Consider the following 15,489-nt stretch of genomic DNA (forward strand, 5'->3'; position numbering starts at 1 on the left):
ACGACGGTAGGAGAATCCCGCGCCGCTGTCACACTTGGCGCGCGGTCGGACGGGGCCCGGTCAGCCCTGGTTCAGAAGCTGCTTCTTGAGCACTTTGCCCATCGCGTTACGCGGCAACTCCTCGACGATCCGCACCTCGCGCGGTCGCTTGTGCACCGAAAGCTGTTGTGCGACGTAGTCGATCAGCTCTCGAGGCTGCGCATCCCCGACAATGAAAGCGACGATCCGCTGGCCCAGGTCGTCGTCGGGCAGTCCGACCACCGCCGCCTCGGAAACGCCCGGGTGCCCGAGCAGGACCGTTTCGATCTCGCCGGCGCCTACCCGGTATCCCCCGGACTTGATCAGGTCGACCGATTCGCGGCCGACGATCCGGTGCATGCCGTCGCCGTCGATGACCGCGGCGTCACCGGTGCGATACCAGCCGTCGGCATCGAAGGCCTCGGCGGTGGCGTCCGGGAGGTTCAGGTAGCCGTTGAACAGCGTCGGCCCCCGAACCTGCAGTCGCCCAATGGTTTCCGCATCGTGCGGCACCGTGTTGTCGTTGTCGTCGACCAGTCGGCTCTCGATGCCGGTCAACGGCAGTCCGACCCAGCCGGGACGACGATCGCCGTCGGCCCGCGTCGACAATGTGATCAGCGATTCGGTGGCGCCATACCGTTCGACGGGCGCATGCCCGGTCAACGCGACCAGCCGGTCGAACACCGGCACGGGCAGACCCGCGCTGCCGGACACCAGCAGTCGCGCCGAGCGCAGCGCCTCGGCGGCCGCGGTGTCCGCCACCACCCGCGACCACACCGTCGGCACACCGAAGTACAGCGATCCCTGGGCGGCCGCGTAGGCCTCGGGTGTGGGTTTTCCGGTGTGCACGAAGCGATTTCCGACGCGCAGTGACCCGAGCAAACCCAGCACCAGACCGTGCACATGGAACAGCGGCAGACCGTGCACCAGCGTGTCGTCGGGGCTCCACTGCCAGGCCTCGGCGAGCGCGTCGAGGTCCGCGGCGAGGGCCTGACCGCTGAGCTGCACACCTTTCGGCGGACCGGTGGTGCCCGAGGTGTAGATGATCAGCGCGGTGTCCCGCGCGGACGGCTCGGGCTGCTGGTGCCATGACCGCGCGCCCATCCGCACCGGAATGTGCGGCAGCCCTTCGGGTTCGTCCGGGACCGGGCCCAGCCAGGCCTGCGCGCCGGAGTCGGTGAGGATGTGGCGTCGCTCGGCCTGCCCGACGTCGGCGGGCACCGGGACCACCGGCACCCCCGCGATCAGGCAGCCGGCGATGGCCAGCGCTGTCGGCGCGGTCGGGGTGGCCAGCACGGCGATCACACCCGCGCCGCGGACCCGTTCGGCGACCGAGTTGGCTGCCCCGACCACGTCACTGCGGCTGAGGGTGACGTCGCCGAACCGCACGGCGTCGGCGAGATCGCGGCCACCTGCCACGACGGAGGGGTTCAGCGAGGTCAGCAGCACGTCAGCAGGCTAGCCCATCGGCCATTCGCCGATCACGCGGTCGGCCACTCAGGCCGGGTATCCCATCGCCTTCGGTTCCATGTACTGACGGATCCCGACGATCCCGCCGCTTTCCCGGCCGATTCCGCTCTGGTTGAAGCCTCCGAACGGCGCGCCGCCCGGCCCGAATCCGTTGACCGCGATCTGACCGGTGCGAACCCGCCGCGCGACGGCCATCGCCCGGTCCACGTCAGCACCCCACACCGCACCGGACAACCCGTACTGCGAGTTGTTCGCGATCCGCACCGCCTCGTCGTCGCCGTTGTAGCGCAGAACCGACAGCACCGGACCGAACACCTCCTCCTGGGCGATGGTCGAATCCGGTGTGACCCCGGTCAGAATCGTCGGCTCGAAGTAGAAGCCACGCTCCACCCCGGCCGGGCGCCCGCCGCCGGTGACCACCGTGGCACCGTCGTCGACCGCTCGATCCACATGGGCCTGAACACGTTTGCACTGCGCATCGCTGATCAACGGGCCCATCGTGACGTCCGGATCGGCGGGGTCGCCGACCTTGACCGCATCGGCTACACCGACCAGTCGCTCGACCACCTCGTCGTGGATCGCGTCGGGCAACAGCAGTCTGCTGTGCAGGATGCAGGCCTGGCCGGCGTGAAATGAGCACGACTCGAACAACATTCGCTGCAACGTGTCGTCGTCCAGGGTCGCATCGTCGAGCACGATGCTGGCCGACTTGCCGCCGAGCTCGAGCAGCAGCCGCTTGATGGTCGCACCGGCGGCGGACATCACGTCACGGCCGACCACCGAGCTGCCGGTGAAGCTGACCATGTCGATGCGGGGGTCGACGGTGAGCAGCTTGCTGGATTCGATGTCGGTCGGCGTCACGACGTTGACCACGCCCGGGGGAATATCCGTGTGCTCGTCGATGATTCGGGCCAGCGCCAACCCGGCAAGCGGTGCCAGCGGCGACGGCTTGAGCACCACGGTGTTGCCCGCCGCCAACGCGGCGCAGAGCTTCATCACGTTGAGGGTGTGCGGAAAATTCCACGGTGTCAGGATCGACACCACGCCCAGCGGCTCGTAGCGCAACAGCGTCTTACCCGCGGCGCCGTATGCCTCGATCGGCTCTTCGATCGGATGGGTGGCCAGTTCGGCGGCGTTGAGAGCAGCGAATGCCGGACCTTCGACGTGGATGACCCGCTCGTTGGACGTGCAGCCCCATTCTTGTTGGGCCAGTGCATTGAACTCGTCGGCGTGCGCCAGCAGCGCCTCGCCCAGCTGGTTGAGATAGCCGGCGCGTTCTTCGGGGTCGGCGGCGGCCCAGGGGCCGGCATCGAAGGCCGCTCTGGCCGCGGCGATCGCGCTGCCGACCTGGGCCTGGCCGGGGTCGGGCACCGACGCGATGACGTCCTCGGTGGCGGGGTTGACGTCGTCGTAGCGGCCACCGGTCCCGGCCGTACCGTCCGGCTCGACCCACCGGCCGTCGATGTAGACCGCGTAGGTGTCGATCAACGAGCGTGGGTCAGCCATGTCCACTCCTTTGGGGGTCCGGGGCCAGAACGGTCCGGCGGCTCATCGATTGGTCTACACCGGTTCCGCTGATGTCGTCAATGCTCGCCCTGGTGGCACGGTATTTCTCCTCAATGGCAGGCATATTGACACCACCAGAGCGCCCGGAGTAGACAGAACGATCCGGACACTTCGAGACAACCTGTCCGATCACCGTCGTTCAACGGCCCAGTCTAAAAACGGAAAATCGGGAGGATCCACCCAGTGAGCGACGCCGACCTGCAGAGCAAGCTCGAGGCCCTCGTCGGCCAGCCGACCGGCGGCAGCGCCAAACCCTCGGTCGCGCCGGATCCGGTGAATCAACCGATGATTCGGCACTGGGCGTATGCGCTCAACGACATGAACCCGGTCTACCTCGACCCGGAGTTCGCCGCGGCGTCGAGATTCGGCGGCATCGTGTCGCCGCCGGTGATGCTGCAGACCTGGACCATGCCGGCGCCGAAGCTCGAAGGAATCGGTGAGCGGGGCGGCTCCCCCGTCGAGATCACCAACAACCCCACTGCTTTTCTCGACGAAGCCGGCTACACCAGCATCGTCGCGACCAACTCGGAGTTCGAGATCAACCGTTACCCCAAACTGGGTGACGAGATCAGCGCGACGTCGGTGTACGAAGAGGTCTCCGACGAGAAGACCACGGCACTCGGCACCGGATTCTTCGTGACGTGGGTGCTCACCTACAGCGATCAGCACGGTGAAGTGCTTGGCAGGCAACGGTTCCGGGTCCTGCGATTCAAGCCGGCGAACTGATGGACACCCGACTGGCGCCGGCCATCAGCCCGGACACCGAGTTCTTCTGGGACGGGCTGCGCGAACACAAGCTGCTGATCCAGCGCTGCAACGGATGTCAGGCAATCCGCAATCCGCCGCAGCCGATGTGCCCGAAATGCCGTTCGTTGGACTGGGAAGCGATCGAGTCCTCCGGCCGCGGCACCGTCTACAGCTACGTGATGCCGCAGCAGCCGCAGTTCCCGTTCTTCGACTATCCCTACATCGTCGCGCTCATCCAACTCGACGAAGGCGTCCGGATCGTGTCGAACCTGACCGATATCGATCCGGCCGATGTGCAGGTCTCAATGCCGGTCGAGGTCTACTACCGCGGATTCAATGACGCCGGGGAAAAAGAGCTTGTGCTGCACCAGTTCCGGCCGGCTGGGGAAGGACGGTCATGACAGCCTCCCGCACCTCCACGTGCAAGTGGGCGGACATCAGCGTCGGTGACGAGGTGACACCGCTGGAGATTCCGTTGACCACCACGATGATCGTCGCCGGCGCCATCGCCTCACGTGACTTCATGCCGGTGCATCACGACGCGGCCTATGCCAAGCAGCAGGGCTCGCCCAATCTGTTCATGAACATCCTGACCTCGAACGGCTACTGCGTCCGGTTCCTCACCGACTGGGCCGGCCCTGAGGCGATGGTCACAAAACTGTCCATTCGCCTTGGCGTGCCGTCGTTTCCGGATGACCCGCTGCGCTTCACCGGACACGTCACCGGCAAGAAAGAAGGCTCGGACGGGGAGAATTTCGTCGAGGTCAGTTTCCAGGCGGCCAACAGCCTCGGCAACCACGTCTCCGGGACCGCGGTCCTCAGCCTGTTGGACGGAGCAGGCGCATGAGTGTTTCGCTGCTGGCCGGCACCACCGCCATCGCCGGTATCGGCCAGACCGAGTTCTCCAAGGAATCCGGCCGCAGCGAACTGCAATTGGCCTGCGAGGCGGTCAGCGCCGCACTCGACGATGCCGGGTTGTCGCCCGGTGACGTCGACGGCATGGTCACGTTCACGATGGATTCCAGCGACGAGATCGAGGTCGCCCGCAACGTCGGCATCGGTGATCTGACCTTCTTCTCCCGCGTCCCCCTGGCGGCGGTGCCGCAGCCGGAACCGTCGCGCATGCCGCGATGGCGGTGGCGGCCGGCGTCGCGGACGTCGTGGTCTGCTACCGCGCGTTCAACGAGCGCTCCGGGATTCGCTTCGGTGGCAGCGGGCGCACCAGTGCCGAAACCCCCTTGTTCATGGCGCATTACGCCCCGTTCGGATTGCTCACCCCCGCGGCGTGGGTCGCGCTGCATGCGCAGCGCTACATGTCGACGTACGGAGTCACCAACTCCGACTTCGGTCGGATCGCCGTCGTCGACCGCGCCCATGCTGCCAACAACCCGGACGCGTGGTTCTACCAGCGGCCGATCACGTTGGAGGATCACCAGAATTCGCGGTGGATCATCGAACCCGTTCTGCGGCTGCTGGATTGCTGCCAGGAAAGCGACGGCGGTGTGGCACTCGTGGTGACCAGCGCCGAGCGGGCCCGCGATCTGAGGCAACCCCCCACGATCATCTCTGCGGCCGCGCAGGGTGCGGCCTACAACGGCGAGATGATGACCAGCTACTACCGCGACGACATCACCGGATTGCCCGAGATGGGCGTGGTCGCCGACAAGTTGTGGCGCGACTCCGGCCTGAAGCCGAGCGACATCCAAACCGCCTTCATCTACGACCATTTCACCCCGTTCGTGTTCACCCAGTTCGAAGAACTCGGGTTCTGTGGACGCGGCGAGGCCAAGGACTTCGCGACGGTCGAGCGGTTGTCACTGGGCGGCGAGCTGCCGATCAACACCAACGGCGGGCTGCTCGGCGAGGCCTACATTCATGGGATGAACGGCATCACCGAAGGCGTGCGCCAGGTTCGGGGGACCTCGCACAACCAGGTGGACGATGTCGAGCATGTACTCGTCACCTCGGGTACCGGTGTGCCGACCAGCGGGTTGATTCTCGCTTCCGGGCAGTGAGCCGCCCGGTGACCGAATCGACCTGGGCCGACACCCGCGAGATCATCATCGAGTCGGCGTATTCCTGCTTTCGCAAGCAGGGATTGCAGAAGGCGACGATCGTCGACATCGCCCGGGTGGCCAATGTAGCCCGCAGCACCATCTACGAGTACTTCCGCGACAAGGCGGCGATCGTCGAGGCCTGCGCCGAGCACACCTCCGAGCAGTTCTACCGGCAGATGTCGATCGCGATGGACACCGGTGGTTCGCTGGAGGACAAGCTCGCGCGCGCAGCGGTTTTCGTCACGCAGGCCCGGCGGGCCATCGCCTCGGAGAAGTACTTCGACGAAGAGGCGGTCAGCCTGCTGCTGACCAAGGACGCCGCGGTGCTGCTGCGCGAATGTGTCGACTTCCTGGCACCACACCTGGCCGCCGCCAAGCTCACCGGCGAGGTGCGCAAGGATCTCGACATCCAGGCCAGCGGCGAGTGGTTTGCCCGAATCTTGTTCTCGTTGTTCAGCACTCCGTCGTCGACGCTGGACATGGACGACCCCGAGGTGGTCGCCGACTTCGTGCGGGCACATGTGGTGCAAGGGTTCGCCAACGACCGTCAGCGGCCACGGCGCGGTTAGTCGTCGCCCGGTTCCCAGCTGGCCGGCAGCATCGGCAGCCCCGGATCGCAGCCGAACGAGTCACCGGTCCGAACACTGAACCCGGTGGCGGCGCGGACGGGCTTGGCGGTGGTTCCGGCGAAGCCCAGCGGTCCGCCGCCGCTATCCGAGGCCTCGGTCTGCGCCAAACCGGCCGGGTCATCGCCGGCGGCATCCATGAATTCGTCACCATGGGCGCGGAGTACTTCGCGCTGGCGGCGGCGGGCCCGCCGTTGCCTCGGATTGGTCAGCTGGGCGGCGGCCGCGGCAGCGGCGGCATCCGGTTCGGGCGCCCGTCGTTTCTCGGTGGAGCTGGCGCCGATGCCCAGCCCGGAGCCGAAACCGATGCCGGGCGGTCCGATCGCGTAGGGAGCCACGAACCCCGTCGCGCCGGCCGACGGCGGCGACGGTGGTGGCGTCGAACCGGAGACTGTCGCGGTGGATGCGGGAGCGGGCGCCGAACTCGGCGCGGTGCCCGGCGCGACGCTCGGGACCGGCGTCGCCGAGGCGGGCCAAACACCCGGCACGACAGGCAGATTCGCGGGGCCCGCAGGCAGCTGCAGGTGCGGAAGCCCGGCCAGCCCGGCCAGACCGGCGAGACCACCCGCGGCTCCGGCCGGGGCCACCACCGCGCCGAGTGCCACGGCGAACAGCGCCGGCGACTGGCTGACCGTGCTGGCCAACTGAGCGATATGGGTGGGCCAGTCGAACAGCGCCAGTGCCGCCAGGTATTGGAATGCCTGCACCGCCTGCCCCGGATTCTGCGAGACGTACAGAAAATCCTCGACGAGTTCCAGGGACCGGGCCAGGTACCAGATCGGCTGGCTGGCATCGACGTAATAGTCGTAGACCTGCCCGTTGAGAGTGCCTGCGCCGGGATTCCAGTTCGCGCCGAAGTTCTGCAGGATCTGCGCGATGAAGGTGGTCAGCTCGTTGGAGATCATCGGGTCATGGGCGGTCGCGGTGTCTTCGATACCGAGAGCCTTCAGCAGCGGCGCGAGCTGGTCCAGCAGACCTTGCAAGGGATTGTTGAACTGCGGCGGCTGTGCCGCAGCGGCTTTCACGATTCGCGGGGCGGGTGCGGTCCGCGGTGTCGCCGACAGCGCAGCGGTGGACACCGCCTGGTAGACGCCCATCGTGGTGGCCGCCTGAACCCACATCCGCGCGTAGTCCGCTTCGTTGAGCGCAATCGGGATCGTGTTGAGCCCGAAAAAGTTCGTTGCGACCAGGACCCCGTGCACGGTGTGATTCGCCGCAAGTTCGGCCAGGGACGGCATCGTCGCCAGTGCCACGCCATAGGCCGCGGCCGCAGTGTCGAGTTGGGCGGCGGTCATGGTGCTGTCAGCCGCGGCCTGGAGCAACCACGCCATGTACGGCGCGTGGGCGGCCGCGTAGGACTCCGCACCGACACCCTCCCACAGACCCGCCTGGATTCCGGCCAGCAATTGCTGCGCCTCCTCGGCCGCCGCTGCGTACTCCGCACTCAGCGACCGCCACGCGCCGGCAGCCGCCAACATCGGTCCGGCACCGGGTCCGCTGCTGAGCAATGCGGAATGCACTTCGGGCGGCGAGGCCATCCACGCAGGTCCAGACATCCACCACCCCTCGCTGCTTAGTTTTCGGTGAGCCTAACTTTAAACTTAGGCATCAGAAAATGAGCAGTTATGCGTGGCTGACTTGGACTGGCGCTGAGGTCAGGGCCGCAGGATGACCTTGACCGCGCCGTCCTCCTTCTTCTGGAAGATGTCGTAGGCGTGCGGCGCATCGTCGAGCGGGAGGATGTGGGTGGCGAAGCTGTCGACGCCGAGCGGATCGGCGTCGGTCAGCAGCGGCATGATGTCGTCCGACCACCGCTTGACGTTGGCCTGACCCATCCGCAGCGTGATCTGTTTGTCGAACAGCGTGAGCATCGGCAGCGGGTCGGCCATTCCGCCGTAGACGCCGATCAGCGAGATCGTTCCGCCGCGGCGCACGATGTCGATCGCCGAATACAGGGCGCCGAGCCGGTCCACGCCGGCGGTCTGCATCAGTCGTTTGCCCAGCATGTCCGGCAACAACCCGGTGATCTGCTGCGCCGCCTTGGCGACCGGTGAACCGTGGGCTTCCATGCCGACCGCGTCGATCACCGAGTCGGTGCCGCGCCCATCGGTGAGATCGCGGATCACATCGCCGATTTCGGCGTCGATGTGGCTGAGGTCGATGGTCTGGATGCCGCGTTCGGCGAGCCGGGCCAGCCGCTCCGGCACCAGGTCGACGGCGATCACCCGGTAACCGAGGTGGTCGGCGATGCGTGCAGCCATGTCGCCGATCGGGCCCAGGCCCAACACGGTGACCGAACCGCCGTCCGGGATATTGGCGTACGCCACCGACTGCCACGCCGTGGGCAATACATCGGAGAGGTAAACGAAGCGCGAATCAGGCGGTCCCACAGGCACTTTGATGTGGGTGAACTGCGCCTGCGGCACCCGCAGCAGTTCGGCCTGGCCGCCGGGCACCTCGCCGTAGAGCTCTGAATAGCCGAACAGCGCGGCCCCCATGCCCTGGTCGCGCACCTGGGTTGTCTCGCACTGGGTGTAGAGCTGTTCCTTGCACATATGACAGCTGCCGCAGGAAATCTGGAACGGGATGACCACCCGGTCACCGACGCGCAGGTCCCCGGTTTCGCTGCCGACTTCCCGGACGATGCCCATCGGTTCGTGTCCGAGGATGTCACCGGCGTTCATGAATGGACCGAGCACTTCGTAGAGGTGCAGATCCGAGCCGCAGATGTTGGTCGAGGTGACTTCGATGATGGCGTCGGTGGGTTGCTGGATTTCGGGGTCGGGCACCGACTCAACGCGCACATCGCGTTTGCCGTGCCAGGTGACAGCTTTCATCATCAGGTCGTACCCGTATGAGGATTCGCGAAACGCCGTGGTCAGTGGCCCACGTTGGCGAGTGCCCGCATGAAGAAGGTCAGATTGGCCGGGCGCTCGGCCAGCCGCCGCATGAAGTAGCCGTACCACGCGGTGCCGAACGGCACGTAGATGCGGACCTGGCTGCCGGCCGCCGCCAGCCTTCGCTGCTCCGGGTCTCGAACTCCGTACAACATCTGGTATTCGAAATCTGTTGTAGCCCTGCCAGTTTCGCGCGCCATCGTGGCTGCCGCGTCGACAATCACCGGGTCGTGCGAAGCGACCATCGGGTATCCGGGCCCCGTCATCAGCAACCGCAGACAACGCAGGTAGGCCGCCGTGACCGCCGCGGTGTCGCGGTGGGCCACCGACGCCGGTTCGTCGTAAGCGCCCTTGCACAACCGGACCCTGGCACCCGAGCTCGCGAACTGTTCGCAGTCGCCGGGCGTTCGTCGCAGGTAAGCCTGCAGCACCACGCCCAGCCAGGGAAAGTCGGTACGCAATTCGGCGGCGATCGCCAGCGTGGAATCGGTGGTGGTGTGATCCTCGGCGTCGAGGGTGACCCAGGCGCCGATCTGCTCGGCCCGCTCGCAGATCCGGTGAGCGTGCCACAGTGCGATCTGCTCGCCGTCGCGCGTCAGAGCCTGGCCCAGTGCGGAGAGTTTCAGCGACACCTCGAGCGGCCGCACCCCGCGCTGGGTGGCGTCCGGCCGCCTGCCCAGCTCCTCGAGCAGACGGAGGTAGGCATTCACGGTGGCGGCGGCGCCGTCGGTGTCGGTGACCTGTTCTCCCAGATAGTCGATGCTGATCAATCGACCCGAATCGCGCAGCGCCGCAGCGCTGTCCATGATCTCCCGCAGGGTTGTCCCCGGCACGAAGCGATCGACCACCCGGCGGGTGACGGTCAACCGCTCGGCGGTGTGCTGCAGGCCGTGCGACCGGCCGGCGGCCAGGATCGCCGGCCGTAGCGTCCGGGCGAACAGCCCGCTCATGCTGTGTCCATGTGCGGGTAACGGTGGTCGGTGGCCGGCACGAACGTCTCCTTGATCGAACGAGCGGACGTCCAGCGCAACAGATTCAGCGCCGAGCCGGCTTTGTCGTTGGTGCCCGAGCCACGGGATCCGCCGAACGGCTGACGCCCGACCACCGCCCCGGTCGGCTTGTCGTTGACATAGAAGTTTCCGGCCGCGAACCGCAGCCGATTCTGCGCGGCGAGTACGGCGTCACGGTCGTCGGCGATCACCGCGCCGGTGAGCGCGTACCGAGACCCGGTGTCGATCACGTCGATCACCCGGTCGAATTCGTCGTCGGGGTAGACATAGACCGACAACAGCGGACCGAAGTACTCGGTGGCGAACGACTCGTCGGTCGGGTCGTCGGACACCAGCACCGTCGGGCGCACGAAATACCCTTCGCTGTCGTCATATTCGCCGCCGACTGCGATCGTCACGCCGGGCGCGCTCTTGGCACGCTCGATGGCGGCAACGTTCTTGGCGAAGGCGCGCCGGTCGATCAGGGCGCCGCCGAAGTTCGCCAGGTCCGCGACGTCACCGAAGGGGAGCTCGGCGGTTGCGGCCAGAAAGTCGTCACCCATCCGCTGCCACACCGAGTGCGCGATGAAGGCCCGTGACGCCGCGGAACACTTCTGACCCTGGTAGTCGAAAGCACCGCGGATCAACGCGGTGCGCAGCACGTCGGGCGGTGCCGAACTGTGCGCCAGCACAAAGTCTTTGCCGCCGGTCTCGCCCACCAGTCGCGGATAGCTGTGGTAACGCTCGATGTTTGAGCCGACCTGTTGCCAGAGATGCTGAAAGGTGGCCGTCGAGCCGGTGAAGTGGATGCCCGCCAGCCGTGGATCGGCCAGTGCCACCTCCGATACCGCGTAGCCGTCGCCGGTGACCATGTTGACCACGCCGGGTGGGAGTCCCGCGGCCTCCAACAGTTGCATGGTCAGGTAAGCGGACAACGTCTGCGTCACCGACGGCTTCCACACCACCGTGTTGCCCATCAGGGCCGGCGCGGTCGGCAGGTTCGCGGCGATCGAGGTGAAGTTGAACGGCGTGACGGCATAGACGAATCCGTCCAGTGGTCGGTAGTCGGTGCGGTTCCACTCACCGCGGGCGCTGCGCGGCTGCTGGGCCAGGATCTGGCGGGCGAACTCGACATTGAACCGCCAGAAGTCCGCCGTCTCGCAGGACGCGTCGATCTCGGCCTGGTAGGCGGTTTTGGATTGCCCGAGCATCGTCGCGGCCGCGATCGTCTCTCGCCACGGACCGGCAAGCAGGTCGGCAGCCCGCAAGAAAATCGCCGCCCGTTCATCGAATGGCATTGCTGCCCAGTCGATCCGAGCCAGCGACGCGGCCTGCACGGCAGCGGCCGCATCACGGTGCAACGCGTTGGTCAGCGTGCCCAGCGTCAACGAGTGCCGGTGCGGTGCGGCGACATCGATCCGTTCACCACCGCCCATCCGGTGGACGCCCCCGATGACGTGCGGCAAGTCGATCGTCTGGTCGGCGAGTTCGGCGAGAGCGGTCTGCAACCTGGCCCGTTCGGGCGAATGCGGCGCGTAGTCATGAATTGGCTCGTTGACGGGTGGCGGTACGTCGGTGACAGCGTCCATGTCTCAGGATCTCAGCGACCACGCCCGCTACTGTTGGCCGATTGGCTAAGCTTTGTCGTCTTGGCTAGTAGAATCGGCCAACATGTCGGTTGCCGGTGTCAGCCTCGGCCAACTGCTGTTGGCCCTGGATACGACCATGGCCAGACTGATCGACGCGCCCCGCGGCCTCGACCTGACCGTCGCCTTGGCCGCGCTGATCGATTCCGACGATGTGCGGCTCGGGATCGGCCGGGGCGCGGACGCCGCCGACGTGTTCTTCCTGCTGGGCGTCTCCGACACCGAGGCCCGGGATTGGCTGGGCAGCTCTGCCACCGGACCCGCCCCGGTAGCCGTCTTTGCGAAGGAGCCGTCCGACGCGTTCGTCACCAGGGCGGTCGCGCTCGGGACCGCGGTGGTGGCGGTGGATCCGCGGGCCCGATGGGAGCGGCTGTACCGGCTGGTCGACCATGTGCTGGAGCACCACGGCGACGCCCAGCACGACTCCGACACCGACCTGTTCGGGCTGGCACAGTCGCTGGCCGACCGCGTTCACGGGATGGTCAGCATCGAAGACGACCAATCGCACGTGCTGGCCTACTCGGCGTCCAACGACGAGGCCGACGAGCTGCGGCGACTGTCGATCCTGGGCCGCGCCGGCCCACCCGAACATCTGCGGTGGATCGGGCAGTGGGGCATCTTCGACGCCCTGCGCGCCGGCGGCGACGTGGTCCGGGTGGCTGAGCGCCCGGAGTTGCGGCTGCGCCCGCGGCTGGCCGTCGGTATCCACCGCGCCGACGCCCGCCGCGCATTCGCGGGCTGCATCTGGGTGCAGCAGGGGTCCCGGCCGCTGGCCCACGATGCCGAGGAGGTACTGCGTGGCGCCGCGGTGCTGGCCGCCCGCATCATGTCCCGGCTGACGGCCCGACCGTCGACGCAGACGCTGCGCACGCAGCAACTACTCGGCCTCACCGACGGTGGGCCGGTCGATCCGGACACCGTCGCACGCGACTTGGGTGTCGTTGCCGACGGCCCGGCGGCGTTGGTGGCGTTCTGCCGATCTTCCAGCGACGGCGCTGAGCACCACGACCGACTTGCCGACATTCTGGCGCTGAGCGCCAACGCTTTTCGTGCCGACGCGCAGATCGCATCGCGAGGGTCGCGGGTGTACGTGGTGTTCCCGCAGGCCACCAAGCGGTCGGCGTTGCAGTCCTGGATTCGCGGCGCTGTCAGTGGACTGCACACCGAACTGGGCCTGCGGCTGCGGGCGGTGGTGGCCGCACCGCTGCCCGGGCTGGCCGGCCTGTCCGCGGTACGGGCAGACGTCGATCGCGTGCTGGATAGTGCTGAGCGCCATCCAGATTCGTTCCCGGCGGTGACGTCGCTGGCCGAAGCCCGGACCACGGTGCTGCTCGACGAGATCGTGACGATGGTCGGCGACGACCAGCGGTTGGTCGACCCGCGGGTGCGGGAGCTACGCGATCGCGACCCGGTGCTGGCGCATACCCTGCGGGTCTACCTGGACGCGTTCGGCGACGTCGCGGCCGCGGCACAGCACCTGCACGTCCACCCCAACACCGTGCGCTACCGCGTCCGTCGAATAGAGACGATCCTCACAACATCGCTGGCCGATCCCGATGTCCGACTGCTACTTTCACTGGGACTGCGGGCGACCGAACGGATCTCCTGACTGGGCGCGCAATGGCGCAACAGTTATGTTCACCCTGACGGTAATTGGAAGAGTGGCAACAATTTTCCGTCAGCTAAGCTGCTCAGGTGACAGATCGCCCGTCGGCATATCTGGTGCTCGCCTCCCAGCGGAGCGGCAGCACCCTCTTGGTCGAATCGCTGCGCGCGACCGGTGTGGCCGGTGAACCCCAGGAGTTCTTCCAGTACCTCCCGACCACCAGCCAGTCGCCGCAGCCGCGCGAATGGTTCGCCGGGGTCGACGACGAGTCGATTCTGAGCCTGCTCGATCCGCTGGACGAGGGCAAGCCCGATCTGGCGCCGCCGGAGATCTGGCGCGACTACATCCGCACCGTCGGGCGGACACCGAACGGCGTGTGGGGCGGCAAGTTGATGTGGAACCAGACGTCACTGCTGCTGGACCGCGCGGCCGGGTTGCCGGACCGGTCCGGTGACGGGCTGCTGTCCGCGATCCGCGACGTGGTCGGCCAGGACCCGGTCCTGGTCTACGTCTACCGCCCGGACGTGGTGTCGCAGGCCGTGTCGTTCTGGCGCGCAGTTCAGACCCGGGTGTGGCGTGGTCGGCCGGACCCGGTTCGTGACGCGCGTGCCACCTATCACGCCGGCGCCATCGCACACGTCATCACGATGTTGCGGGGCCAGGAAGAGGGCTGGCGGAAGTGGTTCGCCGAAGAGAACGTCAAACCGTTGGAGATTTCTTATCCGGTGTTGTGGCGCAACCTGACTCAGGTCGTCGGCGACATCCTGGAGTCACTGGGACTCGACCGCGGACTCGCACCGGAGCCGGTGCTGGAGCGTCAGGCGGATAAACGCTCCGACGAGTGGGTAGACCGCTACCGCGAAGACGCCGAACGAGAGGGCTTGCCGCTGTGAGTGCACCGACAGAAACCAAGCGCGTCGACGAGCTGCGGCTGCTGGAAGCCGAAGCCGTGCACATCATCCGCGAGGTTGCCGCCGAGCTGGAGAGGCCGGTGCTGCTGTTCTCTGCCGGTAAGGACTCGATAGTCCTACTTCGCTTGGCGGAGAAGGCTTTTCGGCCACTCCCGCTGCCCTTTCCGGTGATGCACGTGGACACCGGCCACAACTTTCCCGAGGTGATCGAGTTTCGCGACCGACGGGTCGACGGTGAAGGTCACAAGCTGATCGTCGCTTCGGTGCAGGAGTCCATCGACAAGGGTCGAGTTCCCGACCCCGGCCGCAACGCCTCGCGCAACCGGGCGCAGACCCGCACGTTGCTCGACGCGCTGGAGGCCGGCGAGTTCGACGCGGCGTTCGGCGGCGCCCGCCGCGACGAGGAGCGGGCCCGCGCCAAGGAACGCATCCTGAGCTTTCGCGACGAGTTCGGCCAGTGGGACCCGCGGGCGCAGCGGCCCGAGCCGTGGTCGTTGTACAACGGCCGGATCAAGAAGGGTGAGCAAGTTCGGGTGTTCCCGCTGAGCAACTGGACAGAGCTCGACGTGTGGCGCTACATCGAGCTGGAAAACCTTGAAATACCGTCGATTTACTACGCCCACGAGCGCGAGGTGTTCGAGCGCGACGGCATCCTGCTGGCGGTGTCGGAGTACGCCGAACCACACAACGACGAGAGCGCCAGCACGGAGTGGGTGCGCTACCGCACCGTCGGCGACCTGACGATCACCGGCGCGGTCCGATCCAGGGCCACCGAGATCAGCGGGGTGATCGAAGAGATTTCGGCGGCGACGGTGTCAGAGCGGGGCGAGACCCGGGCCGACGACCGCACCTCGGTCGCCGCGATGGAAGACCGCAAGCGAGAGGGCTACTTCTGATGAGCGGCAGCGAAGAAGAACAAGGAAGCCTGAGCTGATGAGCGGCCTGATGAGCGGCAG

General features: G+C 67.0%; 13 protein-coding genes and 1 pseudogene. 8 read left to right on the forward strand and 6 right to left on the reverse strand.

From position 1 onward, the window contains the following. Positions 1-60: 60 nt before the first annotated feature. A complete protein-coding gene (locus tag CYU59_RS05895) occupies positions 61-1,467 on the reverse strand; it encodes an acyl-CoA synthetase (protein WP_292980251.1) in 1,407 nt (468 codons plus the stop codon). Positions 1,468-1,515: 48 nt separating this feature from the next. Then, entirely contained in the window at positions 1,516-2,994 is a 1,479-nt protein-coding gene (locus CYU59_RS05900; protein ID WP_292980254.1) for an aldehyde dehydrogenase family protein, read from the reverse strand. A gap of 243 nt (positions 2,995-3,237) precedes the next feature. Here CYU59_RS05900 and CYU59_RS05905 point away from each other — a divergent pair, with 243 nt between their 5' ends. The 5 genes and pseudogenes from CYU59_RS05905 (at position 3,238) to CYU59_RS05925 (ending at position 6,427) form a co-directional block, all read left to right on the forward strand. Then, positions 3,238-3,780 (forward strand): MaoC family dehydratase N-terminal domain-containing protein, encoded by a 543-nt coding sequence (locus tag CYU59_RS05905; protein ID WP_292980257.1) that lies wholly within the window; start codon positions 3,238-3,240, stop codon positions 3,778-3,780. Then, the gene (locus CYU59_RS05910; RefSeq protein WP_292980260.1) at positions 3,780-4,202 is read left to right on the forward strand and encodes a Zn-ribbon domain-containing OB-fold protein; all 423 of its coding nucleotides are present in this window, start codon (positions 3,780-3,782) and stop codon (positions 4,200-4,202) included. Before CYU59_RS05905 ends, CYU59_RS05910 begins: the two co-directional genes overlap by 1 nt. Next, positions 4,199-4,648, forward strand: a complete 450-nt coding sequence (locus CYU59_RS05915) for a MaoC family dehydratase (protein WP_292980262.1) — start codon at positions 4,199-4,201, stop codon at positions 4,646-4,648. Before CYU59_RS05910 ends, CYU59_RS05915 begins: the two co-directional genes overlap by 4 nt. Then, positions 4,645-5,816, forward strand: a pseudogene (locus tag CYU59_RS05920) (lipid-transfer protein). Before CYU59_RS05915 ends, CYU59_RS05920 begins: the two are co-directional and overlap by 4 nt. Continuing rightward, positions 5,813-6,427: a TetR/AcrR family transcriptional regulator gene (locus CYU59_RS05925; RefSeq protein WP_292980264.1), complete on the forward strand. Its 615-nt coding sequence runs from the start codon at positions 5,813-5,815 to the stop codon at positions 6,425-6,427. The pseudogene CYU59_RS05920 and the gene CYU59_RS05925 overlap by 4 nt, the downstream one beginning before the upstream one ends. Here CYU59_RS05925 and CYU59_RS05930 read toward each other — a convergent pair. From CYU59_RS05930 to pruA, 4 genes are all read right to left on the reverse strand, one after another. After that, positions 6,424-8,040 (reverse strand): PPE family protein, encoded by a 1,617-nt coding sequence (locus tag CYU59_RS05930; protein ID WP_292980267.1) that lies wholly within the window; start codon positions 8,038-8,040, stop codon positions 6,424-6,426. The two genes, CYU59_RS05925 and CYU59_RS05930, sit on opposite strands and share 4 nt — an antisense overlap. Positions 8,041-8,139: 99 nt before the next feature. Continuing rightward, on the reverse strand, positions 8,140-9,321 hold the full coding sequence (locus tag CYU59_RS05935; RefSeq protein WP_292980270.1) for a zinc-dependent alcohol dehydrogenase: 1,182 nt from the start codon (positions 9,319-9,321) through the stop codon (positions 8,140-8,142). Positions 9,322-9,362: 41 nt separating this feature from the next. Further along, positions 9,363-10,331, reverse strand: a complete 969-nt coding sequence (locus CYU59_RS05940; protein ID WP_292980273.1) for a proline dehydrogenase family protein — start codon at positions 10,329-10,331, stop codon at positions 9,363-9,365. Continuing rightward, a complete protein-coding gene (pruA, locus tag CYU59_RS05945) occupies positions 10,328-11,959 on the reverse strand; it encodes an L-glutamate gamma-semialdehyde dehydrogenase (RefSeq protein WP_292980276.1) in 1,632 nt (543 codons plus the stop codon). Before pruA ends, CYU59_RS05940 begins: the two co-directional genes overlap by 4 nt. A gap of 82 nt (positions 11,960-12,041) precedes the next feature. Between pruA and CYU59_RS05950 the strand changes: the two genes are divergently transcribed. The 3 genes from CYU59_RS05950 to cysD all read left to right on the forward strand — a co-directional run bounded on the left by CYU59_RS05950 (position 12,042) and on the right by cysD (position 15,429). Beyond that, complete coding sequence (locus tag CYU59_RS05950; protein WP_292980279.1) at positions 12,042-13,625, forward strand: helix-turn-helix domain-containing protein; 1,584 nt, start codon at positions 12,042-12,044, stop codon at positions 13,623-13,625. Positions 13,626-13,711: 86 nt separating this feature from the next. Then, positions 13,712-14,515: a Stf0 family sulfotransferase gene (locus CYU59_RS05955; protein ID WP_292980282.1), complete on the forward strand. Its 804-nt coding sequence runs from the start codon at positions 13,712-13,714 to the stop codon at positions 14,513-14,515. After that, positions 14,512-15,429: a sulfate adenylyltransferase subunit CysD gene (gene cysD, locus CYU59_RS05960; protein ID WP_292980285.1), complete on the forward strand. Its 918-nt coding sequence runs from the start codon at positions 14,512-14,514 to the stop codon at positions 15,427-15,429. Before CYU59_RS05955 ends, cysD begins: the two co-directional genes overlap by 4 nt. Positions 15,430-15,489 lie beyond the last annotated feature (60 nt).

Source organism: Mycobacterium sp. (assembly GCF_002863225.1).
Lineage (GTDB): Bacteria > Actinomycetota > Actinomycetes > Mycobacteriales > Mycobacteriaceae > Mycobacterium.